Genomic DNA, 16,437 nt, shown 5'->3' on the forward strand with positions numbered 1-16,437 from the left:
GTAGCAAAGAGATGAGCGGGCGGGACGGCGCGCGGCTCGAAAGTTTTCTGGAAATGATGAGCGCCGAACGGGGTGCCGCCGCCAATACGCTCTCTTCTTACGAACGCGACCTTTCCGATCTGCGTGACTTTCTCGGTGGCCGAGGCCAGTCCTTGATGGAAGCCGCCACGGCCGACCTGTCCGCCTATCTGACCCATCTTTCCACTCAGGGCTTCGCAGCCACGTCGCAGGCAAGACGCCTGTCCTCCATGCGGCAGTTCTACCGGTTCCTCTATTCTGAAGGACTTCGCGGCGACGACCCGACCGGTACCATCGATGCGCCCAAGAAGGGCCTCACTCTGCCCAAGACGATGAGCGTCGCGGACGTGACAAAACTTCTTGGCATCGCTGCTGAAGAGGCCGCCTTAACCGGCCCCGGCCAGCTTGCCCGCATCCGCATGCATCTGCTGCTCGAACTTCTCTACGCGACCGGCATGCGCGTCAGCGAACTCGTCTCGCTGCCGCTCAAGGTTTTGCGCCAGGAAGGACGCTTCCTGATGATCCGCGGCAAGGGCAACAAGGACCGCATGGTGCTGCTGTCTCGCGCGGCCATCGAGGCGATGGAAAAATACGACGCGGCCAGAAAGTCGCTCGTACCTGAGAAAAGCAGGACGCCCGCGTCCCCCAAAAAGGCTGACAGTCCGGAAAGTCCGTGGCTGTTTCCTTCAAACAGCAAGGAAGGGCATCTGCCGCGACAGGTTTTTGCCCGCGACCTGAAGGACATTGCCATTCGCACGGGCCTCAATCCCTCGGCGGTGTCACCGCATGTCCTGCGCCACGCCTTTGCCAGCCACCTTCTGCAGAACGGCGCCGACCTGCGCGCCGTGCAGGAACTGCTCGGCCATTCCGACATTTCCACGACACAAATCTATACACATGTGCTGGAAGAACGCCTGCAAGAGCTGGTACAAACACATCACCCCCTTGCCAAACAGGGCAAAAACCTTGATTAGAGCGACCGGAACCGCCGGATAATCCGGCTCAAACCTTGCGCAAAACGATCGGAAACGGATCTCATGCACAATTATCTCGACTTCGAAAAACCTATCTCGGACCTTGAAGGCAAGATCATCGAGCTGAAGAAGCTTGCCGATGAAGACGAGAGCATAGACACCTCGGAGGAGATCAATCGCCTAGAATCGCGCGTCAATGACGCGATGCAGGACATCTATTCCAAGCTGAACGCCTGGCAGAAAACGCAGGTCGCGCGCCATCCGCAGCGCCCGCATTTCGTCGATTACGCCAAGGCGCTCTTCACGGAATTCACGCCACTTGCAGGCGACCGCAAATTTTCCGAAGACGCTGCCATTCAGGCAGGCCTTGCCCGCTTTAATGGCCAGCCCGTCGCCATTATCGGCCAGGAAAAGGGCAATGACACCAAAAGCCGCCTGAAGCACAATTTCGGCAGCCCGCGCCCGGAAGGTTACCGCAAGGCGATCCGCGTGCTGGAACTGGCTGACCGCTTCTCGCTGCCGGTCGTGACCCTCATCGATACCGCTGGTGCCTATCCCGGTGTCGGCGCAGAAGAGCGCGGCCAGGCAGAAGCCATCGCCCGCTCGACGGAAATGTGCCTCAACGTCAAGGTGCCGATCGTCTCCGTCGTCATCGGCGAAGGCGGCTCGGGCGGCGCAATCGCGATCGCCACGGGCAACCGCGTCTACATGCTCGAACATGCGATCTATTCAGTGATTTCACCTGAAGGTGCCGCTTCCATTCTCTGGCGCGATTCAACCCGTGCCAAGGAAGCCGCGACCAACATGAAAATCACCTCGGAAGATCTGAAGTCGCTTGGCGTCATCGACGGCATCATTCCCGAGCCGATGGGCGGCGCGCATCGTGATCCGGCGGCCGTGATTGGTGCCACGGGCGACGTTATCGCCAAGGCGCTCGCCGATCTTTCGCAACGCTCGGGCACGCAGCTGCGCGCCGAACGCCGCCAGAAATTCCTGGATATCGGCAGAAACCTTTAGAGCGTTTCCAGTAAAAGTGCACAGCGGTTTTACGTGCGGAAAATGCGCAAAAAGAGGGAGTTAGATTTTTTTGGCGGATCGAACAAAAGCCAAAACAATCTAGCTCCAGCCTTATTTTCCTTGAATCTCGCCCCAACTCGGCCATAGTCCGGTCACATCAACAGATGTATCGGCGACCGCAGGGGCGGGTCCGATTTGAGTTAAGAAGATGTAAACGGTTAATACCGTATTTAAAATACACGCGGGACGGTGTAGAACTCCGTCGCCCGTGCCATCGTCTTTCGGATCAGATCATGCGTTTGACACATTTTGCACTTTTCGCCTGCACCGCGCTCATTCTCAGCGGCTGCAACGATACGCTCGAAACCGTCGAACGCGACGTCTCCCACGTTAAAAACAAGGTTGATTACCCGCTTTCTCCGTCCATTCTTGCCGAGATCGACAAGAAGAACATGGATCGCACCTCGCCGATCATGATCCGCATCTTCAAGGAAGAAGGCGCGTTGGAAATCTGGAAGGCCAAGCGCGACAACCGCTTCGACAAGATTGCCGAATACCAGATTTGCGCCTGGTCCGGCAAACTCGGCCCCAAGGTGAAGGAGGGCGACCGGCAGGCGCCGGAAGGTTTCTACAACCTGACGCCCGCGCACCTCAATCCCAACTCTAAATATTACCTCGCCATCAACACCGGCTTTCCGAACCGCTACGATGCCGCCAACGGCCGCAACGGCACCAACCTGATGATCCATGGCGCCTGTTCGTCCTCCGGCTGCTATTCGATGACGGACGCGCAGATCCTTGAAATCTACGGTTTCGCCCGCGACGCCTTCAAGGGTGGCCAGAAGACCGTTCAGCTGCAGGCCTTTCCCTTCCGCATGACCGCGGAAAACATGGCCCGCCACCGCCAGAGCGAACATCTCGATTTCTGGAAGATGCTGAAGGTCGGTTACGACAATTTCGAAGTCACAAAACGCCCGCCGGAAGTGAATGTCTGCGAGAAGAAATATGTCTTCAACCAGCAGACCGAAGGCGGCGCGTTCAACGCATCTGCGCAATGCCCGGCCATGAGCACGCCGCCGGCACTGGTGAGCGCACTTTCGAGCTACGAAAAGACCTATGATCTCGCCTATGAAAAGGCGATGAAGAAATATGACGGCATGGCCTGGTACGACCCGAGCGAGGCGGAGCGCAAGGCGCTGGTTGCCGAAAAGCGCAAGGGCCGCGAACCCGCTTATGCTCCGACCGGCTCGGCGCTGAAGGCCGGCAAGCTGATGAAGGAAACGGAATATGCCGCGCTGATGGAGAAGAAGGCGCAGCAGGTGACCTCGTCTTCGCCGGCGACCACCGCAACCGCGTCTTCTCTGCGGACTCCGCATCCTTCGGCGACCCAGCCCGCAGCTCCGCAATCGAACCCTGCCCCGGCGGCCCCGACAATGGTTGCCGCTGTTACGCCTGCGGCTTCGGGGCCTGGTCAGAACGGAACTGCCGCCCAGGTCCCTGTGCCGGCCATGAACCCGCTCGCTTTTTCCGCAGCACCGCCAGCGGAAGCGCCGGAAAAGAAGCCGTTCTGGAAGTTCTGGGCCAAGGAATGACCGACACGGCTGACATAATTTTCGACTTGAGGGGGCTTAAATGCCCCCTTCCGGTTTTAAGAAGCCGTAAGAAACTCTCTGGCCTGCAGGCGGGCGATGTTCTTGTTGTAGAGACGACCGACCCGCTGGCGGTTATCGATATTGCCCATATGTGCAATCAGGATGGGCATAGCCTGGTTGAAACTACGACGTTGACCAAAGGACACCGATTCAGGATCGTGAAGGGAGCGTAATTACCCTCGCTGCCGAGAATACTCCACTCGATCTCCCCCTTGAGGGTGAGATACCCGACAAGGTAAAGGGGTGCCCTGCCCGCGGGTTTCAACCGCCGTTTTGCTACCTAAAACCTCAACCCCGAAACCGCCAGCGGATTGTCCGTCATCGCCTGCCTGTCAGGACGGTCGATGCCCGGCGTGCCGGTGAAAGCAGCAAACAGGTCCTGCACGAACGCCTCCGGCAAATCCTTGGTAATCAGCACCATGCGCGTGCGCTGGTCAGACGGGTCCGGCCATGCCGCGAGGCGCTCGGGTGTGTGGAAAATGTTCTGTACCCCGTGCAGCACAAGGGGCCGGTCCGGATTGTCTGACAGTTTGACGACGGCCTTCATCCGCAACAGCTTTTCCCCATGCGCCGAACGCAGCAAGTCCACGAACATGTCGATCGCCATCGGGGCTATCGGCTGATCGTGAATGATCGAGAAGGAACGGATCGACGCATCGTGCCGGTTCACATCGTGGTGGTGGTGGCCATCGTGGTCGCCATGATGGTGGTGGTCATGGTCGTGGTCGTGGTGATCGTGTTGCGCCTCTTCCCCCAGCCAACGACCGACATCGGCATTTTTGCTGCCGGGATCGTAAAGACCGTTATCCAGCAGTGCGGCAGCACTCCAGTCGGGCCGGTCACCATCATCGATCGTCGCGCGCGGGTTGAGCGCCTGTAGGCGAGCCGTCAGCGTGGAAATTGTGGAAGCATCGGCAAGCGTGCGCTTCGTCATCACCAGCCGGTCGGCCACCGCCGCCTGCTTCACGGCTTCCTCGTGATTATCGAGCGTGGACAGGCCGTTCACGGCATCCACAACCGTAATGATGCCGTTCAGAACGAAATTCTGCGCAATCACCGGGTTGCCCATGACAGATTGCATGACGGGAGCGGGATCAGCAAGACCGGTGGTTTCGATCACGACCCGCTTCACCGGCTTCAGCTTGCCGGTCTGTATGCCGTCCATCAGTTCCGCCAGCGTATCCACCAGTTCGCCGCGAACGGTGCAGCAAAGGCAGCCTTCCGCCAGTTCGATGATGCCCTCGCCTGCACTTTCAACCAGCATATGGTCGATGCTGACATCGCCGAATTCATTGATGATGATCGCGGCGTCGCTCATATCGGGGTCTTTGAGAAGCCGGTTGAGCAGCGTCGATTTTCCGGCGCCGAGAAATCCGGTGATGATGGAAACCGGTATGCGATCGCGAGACATGTCTTGCCTGTATGTTGATGGCCGCTCCGGCAGATCGTTGGACGATATTAGATCCGGAACCGCGCAATAATCACAAAAAATCGCCCGGGGCCTGAAGGCCACGAGCGACACTGTAATATCATAACAAACCGAAGCTGCGAATACACATTCCGCGCAGCGTTCAGGCTTCGCGCGCACCCTCATCCATAAAGAGTGCGGTTAGGCGAAATCAGAATGTCGGACGCGGGATCGGAATCGGCACGTTGGCCACTTGTCCTTTGGTGCTCGCACCCTTGGCGGTGTTGACCGCCACCGTCTCACTGCCGGGAACGAGACCCGCGAAAGAATATTCCGGCGGACGGGTCATTTCCGTAACGTAGGGCGAATGGATGACCATGCGGCCGGTCTCGTCGCGGCTTTCGCTGCGCACCTTGGCTGCCTTCGGATTGCAGATTTCGGCACTGACGTCGTTTACCTCGGCGGTATCGCCATAGGGTGCCAGCGAGGCGAGTGAAACGCCTTGGCCCGAGGGCGCCGTCAGTCCCATCTGCAGCAGATCAGCGGACTGGTCGGTTCGCCCGGCAAGGCTATCTGCCCCCAGCACCACAGTTATGACCGAACGGCCGTTGCGCACGGCGGAGGACACCTGGTTGAAACCGGATGCGCAGATAAAGCCGGTCTTCATGCCATCTGCGCCATCAAAGCGGCCAACAAGCATATTGAAGTTGGCGTAGTCCTTCTTGCCGGTGGTGACACCTTCCAGCGAGAAATAATGGGCATATTCCGGGAATTCCCGCTTGATGATCAGCGCCAGAAGCGCAAGGTCACGCGCCGTCGTATATTGGCCCTTGCCGGGCAGGCCGTTGGCGTTGATGTAACGGGTGGAGCTCATGCCCAGCCGCTGCGCCTGCGCATTCATCTGCGCCACGAAATTATCGCTGGTGCCGCCTATGGTTTCGGCAATCGCCACGGCGATATCATTGGCGGATTTGATGAGCAGCAGCTTCAGTGCGCTGTCCATCGTCAGCTTCTGACCGGGCTTGAAATACATTTTCGAGGCCGGCTGGTCCGCGGCCTTCTTGCTCATCACCACTTCCGTCTGCGGGCTGAGCTTGCCGGCCTTCATCTGCGAAAAGGCGATATAGGCGGTCATCAGCTTGGTCAGCGAGGCCGGATACCACTTGCGGAACGCTTCCTGGTGGGAAATCACCTTGCCGGTTTTGACATCGACCACCATTTTCGGATTGGCATTCGCCACAGGTGCAGCGGCAACAAGGCCGGCGGTCATGATGGCAATGGCTGCGGAGAGCCGCCGGGCGGCGTTTGGCGATTTAAGATTCTGTGGCAAGGCTTATCCTCGAATTCCCGTCTTCAGTCAGGGAATGGCAATATTCACCATATATGTCCTAGCAATGGCAAAGTACATTGATTACGTCAATTATGCGGCGCACTATCCACCGCGGAGGATAGGCTTTTACGCCATGCCGCACCGATGAACCCAGGAATGAACGAATGCCGATTTTGAACAGAGCCGCCGAACTTCAGCAGGAAGTCAGCGAATGGCGGCGTCACCTGCATGAAAATCCCGAGATTTTGTATGATGTCGACAACACCGCAGCTTTCGTTGCGGACAAGCTGAAATCTTTCGGCGTTGACGAAATCGTGACCGGTCTTGGCCGCACGGGCGTGGTCGGCATCATCAGAGGCAATATTCCGGGCAATCGCACCATCGGCTTTCGGGCGGATATGGATGCTCTTCCCATTCTTGAGGAAACCGCCAAACCCTGGGCTTCCAAAACCGCAGGCGCCATGCATGCCTGCGGCCACGACGGCCACACCGCCATGCTGCTTGGCGCCGCCAAATATCTCGCGGAAACCCGCAATTTCACCGGGTCCATCGCGGTCATCTTCCAGCCCGCCGAAGAAGGCGGCGCCGGTGCGCTCGCCATGGTCGAGGACGGCCTGATGGAGCGGTTCGGCATCGATGAGGTCTACGGCATGCACAATATGCCGGGTATTCCGCTCGGCTCGTTCGCCATCCGCAAGGGCGGTATCATGGCGGCACCGGACAAGTTCTCGATCACTGTCAAAGGTCGTGGCGGCCATGCGGCCCAGCCGCACCGCACGATCGACCCGATCACCATCGGTGCACAGATCGTCGGCAATCTGCAGATGATCGCCTCGCGCAATGCCGATCCGATCCGATCCGTGGTCGTGTCCGTCACCCGCTTTCACGCCGGCTCCAGCCACAACATCATTCCCAACGACGCGTTGATTGCCGGCACGGTGCGTAGTCTGGACGAGACGGTGCGTGATCTCGCGCAGGATCGCATCAAGCAGATGGCGGAAGGCATAGCGCTTGCAAATGGAGCGGAAGCCGAGGTCGTCTATGAGCGTTATTGCCCGGTGACCTTCAACCATGCGGACGAGACCGACCACGCCATCCACGTCGCCCGCGATGTAGCTGGCGAAAAAAACGTCGACCCCGATGTCGACCCTTCCATGGCGGGCGAGGATTTTTCCTTCATGCTGAAGGAAAGGCCGGGTGCCTTCATCTTCATCGGCAACGGCGATTCGGCCGGCCTTCACAACCCTGGATACGATTTCAACGACGACGCCATCGCCTACGGCATTTCCTATTGGGTGAAACTTGCAGAGCAACGCCTGACGAACTGATTGCCGGGTAAGGCAAAGAAAGCAGAGGAACAGATCGACCGCGATAAAGAACGCGGTTGATCCGCCGGCGACGGCAGGTTAAAGAGCAATTCAGTGTCCACGTAGCTCAGCAGGATAGAGCACAGGATTCCTAAGACAAATTGGGGGTTGCGCCCGGAAACGACGCAATCGATCTGCTCAAAGTCGGGGAAAGCTTCGCTGGTCTTCCAGCATGCCAATCCCGAGCCAAGCTCCGGAGAAATCCGGTGAAGGTGTAGAGACTGGATGGGCAGCACCTAAAAGCCGAAAGGCTCACGGTGAAGGGACAGTCCAGACCACGAACGTCCTATCCAATGGAGATGGGCGGCGGCTAAAGCCGAAGTGGTATGAATCCTGGGGTCGGAGGTTCGAATCCTCTCGTGGACACCATTTTCCTGTAAATTCAGTTTAAAACAATAATATAAAAAAGAGCGGAATGTCGTGACCCGCTTCACTGCTCGCCATGCGGCTCTAGTCCTAGACAAACATAATAGCTGTCCCGTTTCGCTCAGCGTGCACACCGGCATGTTCGAACGGCGAAGCATCGATTGGTCACGTTCGTTTTACCAATTAGCTCCGGTCTTTTGCGCGTTTCATCGCAAACACATCTCGTGCATCCACAAACAGCACCTATCTAAGATGCTCACACCCGATGAAGGAGACAGAATGATCAACGAATATGGCCCATACGTACAGATGGGAACGCTTGCAGAGCAGATGGCCACCCGATACCGGATGGACCCAAATCTCGCACTGGGACCGCACCTGTTGCACTATATGGAAGAGGTCGAGGTAAATATCGCCGCCGACAGCTTCGATCATGTTGGGTTCATGGACAAGATCCGCAGCCGGCTGGAAATGACACTGGCGAAGACCGTCGACCCTCGATGCCGAGAATTCCTGCATGCGGTTGTGGTCGCACTTCAGGAGCGTATCGATCGTCATTCACTCGACGTTGCGTGATCGCCGTTCCTCCTTCCACGTTGCATCAGGTCTCTGCAAATGAACTTCTATGACGCGGGCAAGAAGCTGCCTGCGACGCGGCGTTCAGCCGCGTGGTGCGCAAGCCGTCAAAAATTCACTCGATGAAAACGCGCACGCTCGAAGCGCGGCCATCCGCGTCTATCACGGTCAGCGTTGAAAACCCCTGCCCTTCCGGTCGCCATTCGCTGTTGCGGCGGAGCGAAGCATCCGGGAGAGGCCTGCCGTTGGCGAGCCAGCGGAAGGGCGCGCGGCCGCCTTGCAGCTTCAGCACTAGCGGCGAAATGCCTGACTGGCTGGAGAGCTCCACCCTAGCCCCTTCCGGTGGATAGACGATGCGCGGCGCGCTTTCGCGCCTTGAGGCCGAAAGCAGGCCGCTTGCGGTCAATGTGAAACGCCGCTGGTTGGCGGGAAGGTCGCTCACGGCCACCCGCGCGACGCCAGAGGGTGCAGCAGGCATTGGCGTGATCGCCACGCCGGATTTCTCGAAAGCCTCGAAGAGGATCGGGGCTGCCGTCGCATAACCGGCAATGCCCGGGACGGCGCCGTTATCGGCACGACCGACCCACACGCCGATGACATGCCGCCCGTCATAACCTACCGACCAGGCATCACGGTAACCGTAGCTAGTGCCGGTCTTGTAGGCGATGCCGCGCTGCTTCATGCCGAGTGGCGGCAGCACACCGGACAGGATGTCGGAGACGTTCCAGATCGCAGCGTCGGCAAACAGCCGATCTCCGGCAAGCCGTTGCGGCGCGGAGCGCACACCGTCCCCCAGCCGCACAGGGTCGCCGCCGCCGGCAAGGCCCGCATAAAGCTGCACCAGATCAACCAGCGAAATACCAGCACCTCCCAGCGCAATGGCAAGCCCCGGCGCCTCGGTGGTGGGAAGCACGAGCTTCACGCCCGCGCGGCGAAAACGCACCATCAGCGCAGACGGGCTGACAGCATCCAGAAGCTTTACGGCGGGCACATTGAGCGACAGTTGCAGTGCCTGCCTGATGCTGACATCACCCTGATAATGCATATCGAAATTACGCGGGCGGTAACCGGAAAAATCCGCCGGGCGATCCTCGATGATAGTTTCCTGCCCGATGAGACCATTTTCAAAGGCAAGGCCATAGATGAACGGCTTGAGGGTGGAGCCCGGCGAGCGCACGGCGCGGCTCATCTCCACGAAACCGCGCCTTGCAGTATCGAGATAATCAGCGGAACCAACTTCAGCCACAATATCACCGGTCTGGGCGTCGGCCATGACGATGGCGACGGAGACCTTTTCTGTCAGCTTTTCCGCTGCATGGCGGGCAACGGCTTCCAGTTCCCGCTGGATCGGCAATCTGAGCGTCGAGTGCGCCTCGGTGGCATTGGGAAACTTCACGCGTGCGGCAGCCGCCATATGCGGTGCATAGGCCGGCAGATCACGCCGGTTGGCGGGAACGGCTGCAAGGGTCGCCCGCTCTGCTTCCCCTTCACCCACCACGCGTTCTACGGCAAGGCGCTGCAAAACCCTCTCCCGCGCCTGCCTTGCCGCATCCGGAAAGCGGTCCGGTCGGCGTTTCTCCGGCAATTGCGGCAGCGCAACCAGAAGAGCCGCCTCCGCCGTGTCCAGCCGGGCGGGCTCCTTGCCAAACCAGGCGAGGCTTGCGGCACGAACACCCTCAAGATTGCCGCCATAAGGCGCGATATTCAGATAAAGATCGAGGATTTCCGCCTTGTCGAGCCGTCTTTCGATCTGGAGCGCGCGCAATCCCTGCAGAAACTTCGCCGAAAACGACCGGTCGGTGCGCGGTTCGATCAGCCGCGCCACCTGCATGGAAAGCGTCGAGGCGCCGGATACGATCCGGCCGTTGCTTGCTAATTGCCAGGCGGAGCGCAGCAGCGCCCACGGGTCAATGCCGTGATGGTCGTAAAAACGCTGGTCCTCATAAGCGATCAGCATGCGCAGGAACTGCGGATCGACTTCTGCAGCGCTGGTTTTCAGCCGCCAGCGGCCATCAGGTGTCGCAAATGCGCGCAGCAACCGCCCGTCTCTATCCAGCACCTCGAAGGACCGCTGCTGCGCAGCCTCCAGCGGTGGTGGATAGGCCTTGTCCAGCGCATCGAGACCGAAGGCCGCACCGCCGACAAGCAGAGCGGCCGACACGATGCCGACGATGATCGCCTTTTTTCGCCTCATGGGGTTGCCGAACGCACCTCCATGCGGCCCGTTGCCGTGCGGGCGGAAAATTGCGGCCGGTACATATCCTCGACCGAGGCCGCCGGATGATCATAAGTGCCTGGGGTGACGGCCCGGACCACATAGGCCAGCGTGATTTCCGAACTGTCGCCAGCCGTGCGGTCGAAGGCCGCAACGAACCGGTCGTAGCGGAATTCGGTATGCGCAGCTTCGGTTTCCGGCAACCAGTCGAAATTCGAAAGGGCGGCAGAATTGACGAGGCTCGGATTGTCGATCTCGAAACCGGAAGGCAGAAGGTCAGTCACGAGAATGCGTGCCTGCCAGTCATTTTTAGGCGTGACATTCAGCACCGCCACATAACGCTCGTTCTGCACCACCTCGCTCGGGTTCACCTCCTCGCCATCCATGGAATAATAGGTACGGGTGATGGTGAAGCCCTCACCACCGGCGGCAAGCGGTTGTGCCGGGGGCGCGACCGTGGTGACCACCGCCGTGACCGGATCAGCCGACGCATTGGCGATCTTCAAGGGTGCCGCCAGCAATTCGTCGCCGCTCATCCGCTTGCCGAAACCGCCGGTCTGCAGATCGCCGTTCACATCAAGACGGATATCCTTGTCCTCACCTTTGACGGCGCGGGCGGCAAGCAGCATCCATGCCTGTTCCTGGGTGCTGGTATAGGGTTTCTTTTCCCATTCCTTCGCCACGGCACCGGCAAGTTGCGGCACGACGGCAGGAACAGGGCGGCTTTCCGCCGCAAGCGCCAGCGTCGCTGCGCCATCACGCAGGGCGGAACCGTAATCCGCCCTTGCGAAGCTAACCTTGGTGGCACGGCTCGCCATATCGAGTGAGGCACCGAACACAGTCTTCGCGCGCGCCTGATCGCCATAAAGCGAAAGGGCTGCGGCAACCTGCGCCTTGGCAAGCGGTGTGGGGAAATCGGCAAGCGCCGTATCCGCATAATATCTGAGATCGTTGATCGCCGCCTTGCGGTTGCGCGCCAGAACGTAAAGCGAATAGGCGATCTCGTTGCCGCGATCCTTGACGTTGCTATCGTAGGAAAGACCGTTTTGCAGGTTGCTCAAAGCCTGCACCATGGCCTGTTCGGGAACATCGTAGCCCTGCTCGCGCGCACGGGTCAGGAAGTCGCTGATATAGGCATCCAGCCACAGATCTCCGTAACCGGGAGACCAGAGGCCGAAACTGCCGGAACTCGACTGGAAGGACAGCACCCGGTAGATCGCCTCCTGCACGCGGCGGCGGGTATCCGGGTCCTCGGCGATGCCGCTATCCTTGGTCATTTCCGAGAGATAAAGCAGCGGCAAAGCGCGGCTCGTCGTCTGCTCGGCGCAGCCGTAAGGATATTTGTCGAGCATCATCACCAGCGCCGGAATATCGAAGGCTGGCGAGCGTGTGACGTTGACGGCGACGGACGAACCGAGAAGCATGCTATCGGCCAGAAGGTCGCCATTGATCGTCAGGCTGCTATTCGGCGCGATCTTGATTTCACGCCGCGTCGTGACCGGCAGAACGGCTGGACGCACGGGAACGTTCAATACCTGCTCCAGCGAAAGGCCGGCGGCATTGGAGACCTTGATGGTGATTGCGCCATTGCCCGGCTGTTCGCCTGTCAACGGCACGGTCAGCGACGACTTGCCGCCCTTTTGCAGTGCCAGGGTCTGCGACATCTCACCCTGATCGACCGTAAGTGCCGTGTTGCTGGTCACATCCAGCCGGTAGTCGCCGGCCTCGCCATCGGTATTGGCGATATCGAGCCGCAATTGCGAGACATCGCCGGGCGCGAGGAACTTCGGTGCACTGGCCGTCACCACCACGGGATCTCGAATGACGGCATCGGAGACCGCATGTCCCACGCCCGTCTTCGTCCAGGCGACGGCCATGATGCGGGCCGTGCCGTTGAACTGAGGAATATCGAAGCTCACCGTCGCCTTGCCGTCAGCGTCAAGTTCGACAGGTCCCGAGAAGAAGGCCACGAGCTTTTCGGTGGGCGGGCTGCCCTGCAGTGCTGCGCCCCCGCCATCACCGCCCGTTCTCAGGCGACCTGTGGCGCCAAGCGAACCGTCGATCAGGCGGCCATAGAGGTCGCGGATTTCCAGCCCCAGCCGTCGCTGGCCGAAATACCATTCATCCGGCTTCGGCGGTTCATAGCGGGTGAGGTTCAATATGCCGACATCCACAGCCGCGACGATGACATAGGCCTTTTCGCCCACGCCCGCGCCGGCGACGCTGATCGGAATTTCAAGCGGCTGACGCGGCAGCGTCTTCTGCGGCGCGCCTAGCGTTACAGCAAGCTTGCGCTCGGCGGGATCGACGGCAAGCCACTTGATGCCTATGGCGCGCATCGGCATGCGGCTTTCCTGCGCATCGCCCGGACGGAACAGCGTGGCCGTCACATACGCCCCCGCGCCCCATTCCTCGGTAACGGGAATGTCGATCTCGCCGCCATCCTCACCGATCTCAGCATTCTGCACGGAAATCAGCTTTTCCGAACCTGACGTGACCATCAGCTGACCGGCAAAACGCGACGATACCTTGAGTTTTGCGGTATCACCGATCTTGTAGTTTTGTTTGTCCAGCGCGATTTCCAGCGCATCCGGCGTCTCTGTCGAGCTTGCTTCGACGTAGAAACCAGCATCGAATTCGACGCTCGAAACCGCTGCGCCATTGCCGGCACCTTCCACTTCCAGCCTGTAGCGGCCCCAGGTGACAGGCACGGAAATCTCACCGCCATTAGCATCGACGGAAACCGTGCCGGTTTCGGTCTGTTTGGTATATTCCACCGGTTCGTACCGCCAGGAGTTACCCTGACGATACCATTGATAGTTTCGCTCTACCTTGATGAGCTTCCAGTTAAGGCCACTCATCGCCTGTTTTGCGCCATCGGCTGTCACGCCGATAATGTGGAAACGGCCAACGGAATTCTGGGCGAGATCACCCGAAAACTGCGGTTTGATGCCGATGACTGGTGCTTGCGCCTTCACCGGCAGCGTCAGAGATCGTTCGACGGCGCGGCCACCGGCCTCGCGCATCCGAACGGTGATGTTGGCGGAAAGCAGCTGCGTGGTGGATGGCAAATCCGTCAGATCGACGTTGAAGCTTGCCTTGCCTTCTTCGTCCAGCGCCGGCAGATCGGCAAGCGCGGTGCGATTTTCCTCTTCGCTTTCCTCATCGGCCAGACCGAAGAAATAACCCTCGAAGTCGGTACTCGTGCGGGTCGGCTTGACGGCGACCTCACCTTCCAGCGTCAGGCCGGCTGCGGGCGCGCCGTAGAGATAACGGCCATCGACGTCGATTGCCGTTTCCGCGCCCGGCTCGATCTGTTTCACCTTGCTGGAAAGATCAAATTCGGTGCGATCAGGCACGAAATCATCGACCAGAAAGCTCTTTTCGCTGATCGCAGCCGTTTTCGGATCGGTATGAATGCGCAGCGTCCAGGTGCCGCGCATGGCATTCGCCTGCAAGGGCAGATGGACCGCATGGCCACCGAGCGCCTTGCCGTCGCTCACGAAACGCCGGTCCTCGACGCCATCAGGGCGCGAGAAGATGAAGGTCAGCGGCAGATCCTCGATCGCCTTGCCGTCAACATCACGGGCCAGCGCTGCCGCGTGCACGGTCTCGCCGGCGCGGTAGATGCCGCGCTCTGTCCAGCTGAACACGTCGATGGCGCCGGGTGCCGCGCGGCCAGTCACGCCACGGTCGGAAAGATCGAAACCGGCGCGCGTCATGTCCAGAAAGACGTAGTCCTTGTCGCCATTGCGCGCCGTGAGGATAGCGGGCGCCTGCGCCGCTGTGCCACGCATCAAGCCTGCCGAAAATACTGCCCTGCCGTCTGCATCCGTCTTTGCCGTGCCGAGCACTTCGTTGTTCTTGGCGAGCAATTGCAAGTCCACCCCGCCAAGCGGTGCGGCGCTGCCGAGTGAGCGCACGAATACGTTCAGGCCATCGGTGCCGGCATAGGTGGTGATGCCCGTATCGGAAACGAGGAACCACTGCGTGGCGCGCGAATCCCATGTCTCCGGTGCGGTGCCGGGCGGTACGGCGGTCAGCACATAGATGCCGGGCTTCCGCTCCGGCAAGGCTTCGTCCACCGGAAAGCTCGTCACTACATCCTTGTTGAGGTCCGGCTGAATGTCTATCGAACCCTGCCAGACCAGCTCGCCGAGCTCGTTTTCAATCCGGTCGGCGTTGTAACCGTCCATCTGCGTCAAAAACTGCGAGTTTGCCAAGACCGACGTGATGTTACGGTCGCCAATACGGTAAAGCTTCAGATCGGCCTTTTCGGCATTGACCGAAACGATGGGAATGCCGCGCCGCGCCGTGCCCGGCAGCACGAAGTTCTCGCCGGTGAAGCGGACGCTCGCTGCACGGTCACGCACGTAGATATCGAGGTCGACCTGCTTTTCCAGCGGTTCTTCCACGGAGGACGGCAGGCCGGCGCGGAACGCAATCTTGTAACGCTGACCATGGGTCAGCCCCTCGACGCAAATCTCACTGCCCTTCGCCTCGATCGCCTTAGGTGCAGCACCATCCAATGTGACGAAAGAGGAATAGTCGACACCGTTCTTCACCAGCGGTTCGGAAAACTGCACGCATGCGCGCGGGCTGACACTATCCGTATCAATCGTGTTGTTGATGACACGGAATCCCTGGCGCGTGCGCAGATCGGCATAGGCCGCCTTCGTCTGCGCATTATCGGAAAGTGTCAGGCTCTCCTTATAGGCATTAAGCGCCGCGCGATAATTCTGGGTCTTTTCGAAAGCCTGGGCCAGCCGGTTCAACGCCTCGGTGCGGGCACTGACCGTGCGGCTCAACTGATAGGCATTGATGGCAGCGGAAGCGGCCTGGCCCGCAATCGCGTAATTGTCGGTAACCTGCGCCGCCCTTTGCGAAAATTCGGCCCAGAGAGCACCGTCATCGGGCGAAATCGCAAGCGCCGCCTTGTAGGTTTCGATCGCGTCCGCTGCCGCCTGCTGCCTTGCCGTTTGCAGCAGGCTCTCCAGTCCCTGGCTCTCCTGCTCCGCGCTTGCCGCAAGGCCCGATTTCAGCCGGCGCGCTTCCTGCTGCAGGCTATCAGCCACGAAAGAAAGACGCTGCGGTGCACCGATATCGGCTTCAGCGATAACCTGCACGATCTTGCCGGCAACTGCACCCGGGAAGGCATTGAGCTGATTGAAATCCGATTTAAGGAAACACCATTGCACCTTGGGATTGTAGGTGAAGGCCTTGCAGGCGGTATCGCCGACGCAAATCTCGCCGCACTGCTCAAGCGAGACATTCTGCTCGGTTCTGAGATCGAACCCGAAATAATCGCCATTTTTGGTGGTGACCACCTTGCGGGAAGGTTCCGCCGCCACAGCTGGAAGAAAAGTAATGGCGGTTGAGACCGCAATCAACGAGATCCGGACGAGCGCGCGCAACGACATCAGTTTTCTCCCCGCAACAGACATGTCGGGCGGGACTCTGGTCAAATCCACGCACGGTTGTCAACGCATCATCGTCAATTTGCGACGCGACACT

At 59.7% G+C, this 16,437-nt stretch carries 10 protein-coding genes; 6 read left to right on the plus strand and 4 right to left on the minus strand.

Translation table 11 applies throughout. The annotated features are described in order from the left end of the window. The first annotated feature begins 11 nt into the window (after positions 1-11). The 4 genes from CRP02_RS06870 to CRP02_RS06885 all read left to right on the plus strand — a co-directional run bounded on the left by CRP02_RS06870 (position 12) and on the right by CRP02_RS06885 (position 3,834). A complete protein-coding gene (locus tag CRP02_RS06870) occupies positions 12-992 on the plus strand; it encodes a site-specific tyrosine recombinase XerD (protein ID WP_414896232.1) in 981 nt (326 codons plus the stop codon). 63 nt (positions 993-1,055) lie between these two features. Further along, positions 1,056-2,009, plus strand: a complete 954-nt coding sequence (locus tag CRP02_RS06875; protein WP_097099935.1) for an acetyl-CoA carboxylase carboxyltransferase subunit alpha — start codon at positions 1,056-1,058, stop codon at positions 2,007-2,009. A 293-nt stretch (positions 2,010-2,302) separates the two neighbouring features. Continuing rightward, positions 2,303-3,601: a L,D-transpeptidase family protein gene (locus tag CRP02_RS06880; protein WP_097170639.1), complete on the plus strand. Its 1,299-nt coding sequence runs from the start codon at positions 2,303-2,305 to the stop codon at positions 3,599-3,601. Beyond that, positions 3,598-3,834 (plus strand): sulfurtransferase TusA family protein, encoded by a 237-nt coding sequence (locus CRP02_RS06885; RefSeq protein WP_097170640.1) that lies wholly within the window; start codon positions 3,598-3,600, stop codon positions 3,832-3,834. Before CRP02_RS06880 ends, CRP02_RS06885 begins: the two co-directional genes overlap by 4 nt. Positions 3,835-3,941: 107 nt before the next feature. Here the strand turns inward: CRP02_RS06885 and CRP02_RS06890 are convergent, their stop codons facing one another. Then, positions 3,942-5,072 (minus strand): CobW family GTP-binding protein, encoded by a 1,131-nt coding sequence (locus CRP02_RS06890; protein ID WP_097170641.1) that lies wholly within the window; start codon positions 5,070-5,072, stop codon positions 3,942-3,944. Between the two features lie 208 nt (positions 5,073-5,280). Next, on the minus strand, positions 5,281-6,339 hold the full coding sequence (locus CRP02_RS06895) for a D-alanyl-D-alanine carboxypeptidase family protein (RefSeq protein WP_097171280.1): 1,059 nt from the start codon (positions 6,337-6,339) through the stop codon (positions 5,281-5,283). A gap of 224 nt (positions 6,340-6,563) precedes the next feature. On the opposite strand from CRP02_RS06895, the gene CRP02_RS06900 reads away from it, so the two are divergent. Both CRP02_RS06900 and CRP02_RS06905 read left to right on the plus strand, forming a co-directional pair. Beyond that, positions 6,564-7,727, plus strand: a complete 1,164-nt coding sequence (locus tag CRP02_RS06900; protein ID WP_097170642.1) for a M20 aminoacylase family protein — start codon at positions 6,564-6,566, stop codon at positions 7,725-7,727. A 684-nt stretch (positions 7,728-8,411) separates the two neighbouring features. Continuing rightward, entirely contained in the window at positions 8,412-8,708 is a 297-nt protein-coding gene (locus CRP02_RS06905; RefSeq protein ID WP_097170643.1) for a hypothetical protein, read from the plus strand. Between the two features lie 115 nt (positions 8,709-8,823). On the opposite strand, the gene pbpC is transcribed toward CRP02_RS06905, so the two are convergent. Continuing rightward, positions 8,824-10,902, minus strand: coding sequence for a penicillin-binding protein 1C (gene pbpC, locus CRP02_RS06910; RefSeq protein WP_179783958.1), 2,079 nt, complete (start codon positions 10,900-10,902; stop codon positions 8,824-8,826). Continuing rightward, complete coding sequence (locus CRP02_RS06915; protein WP_097170644.1) at positions 10,899-16,343, minus strand: alpha-2-macroglobulin family protein; 5,445 nt, start codon at positions 16,341-16,343, stop codon at positions 10,899-10,901. The genes pbpC and CRP02_RS06915 overlap by 4 nt, the downstream gene beginning before the upstream one ends. Between the last annotated feature and the right edge of the window lie 94 nt (positions 16,344-16,437).

This window comes from Rhizobium sp. AN5 (genome assembly GCF_900215255.1).
Lineage (GTDB): Bacteria > Pseudomonadota > Alphaproteobacteria > Rhizobiales > Rhizobiaceae > Agrobacterium > Agrobacterium tumefaciens.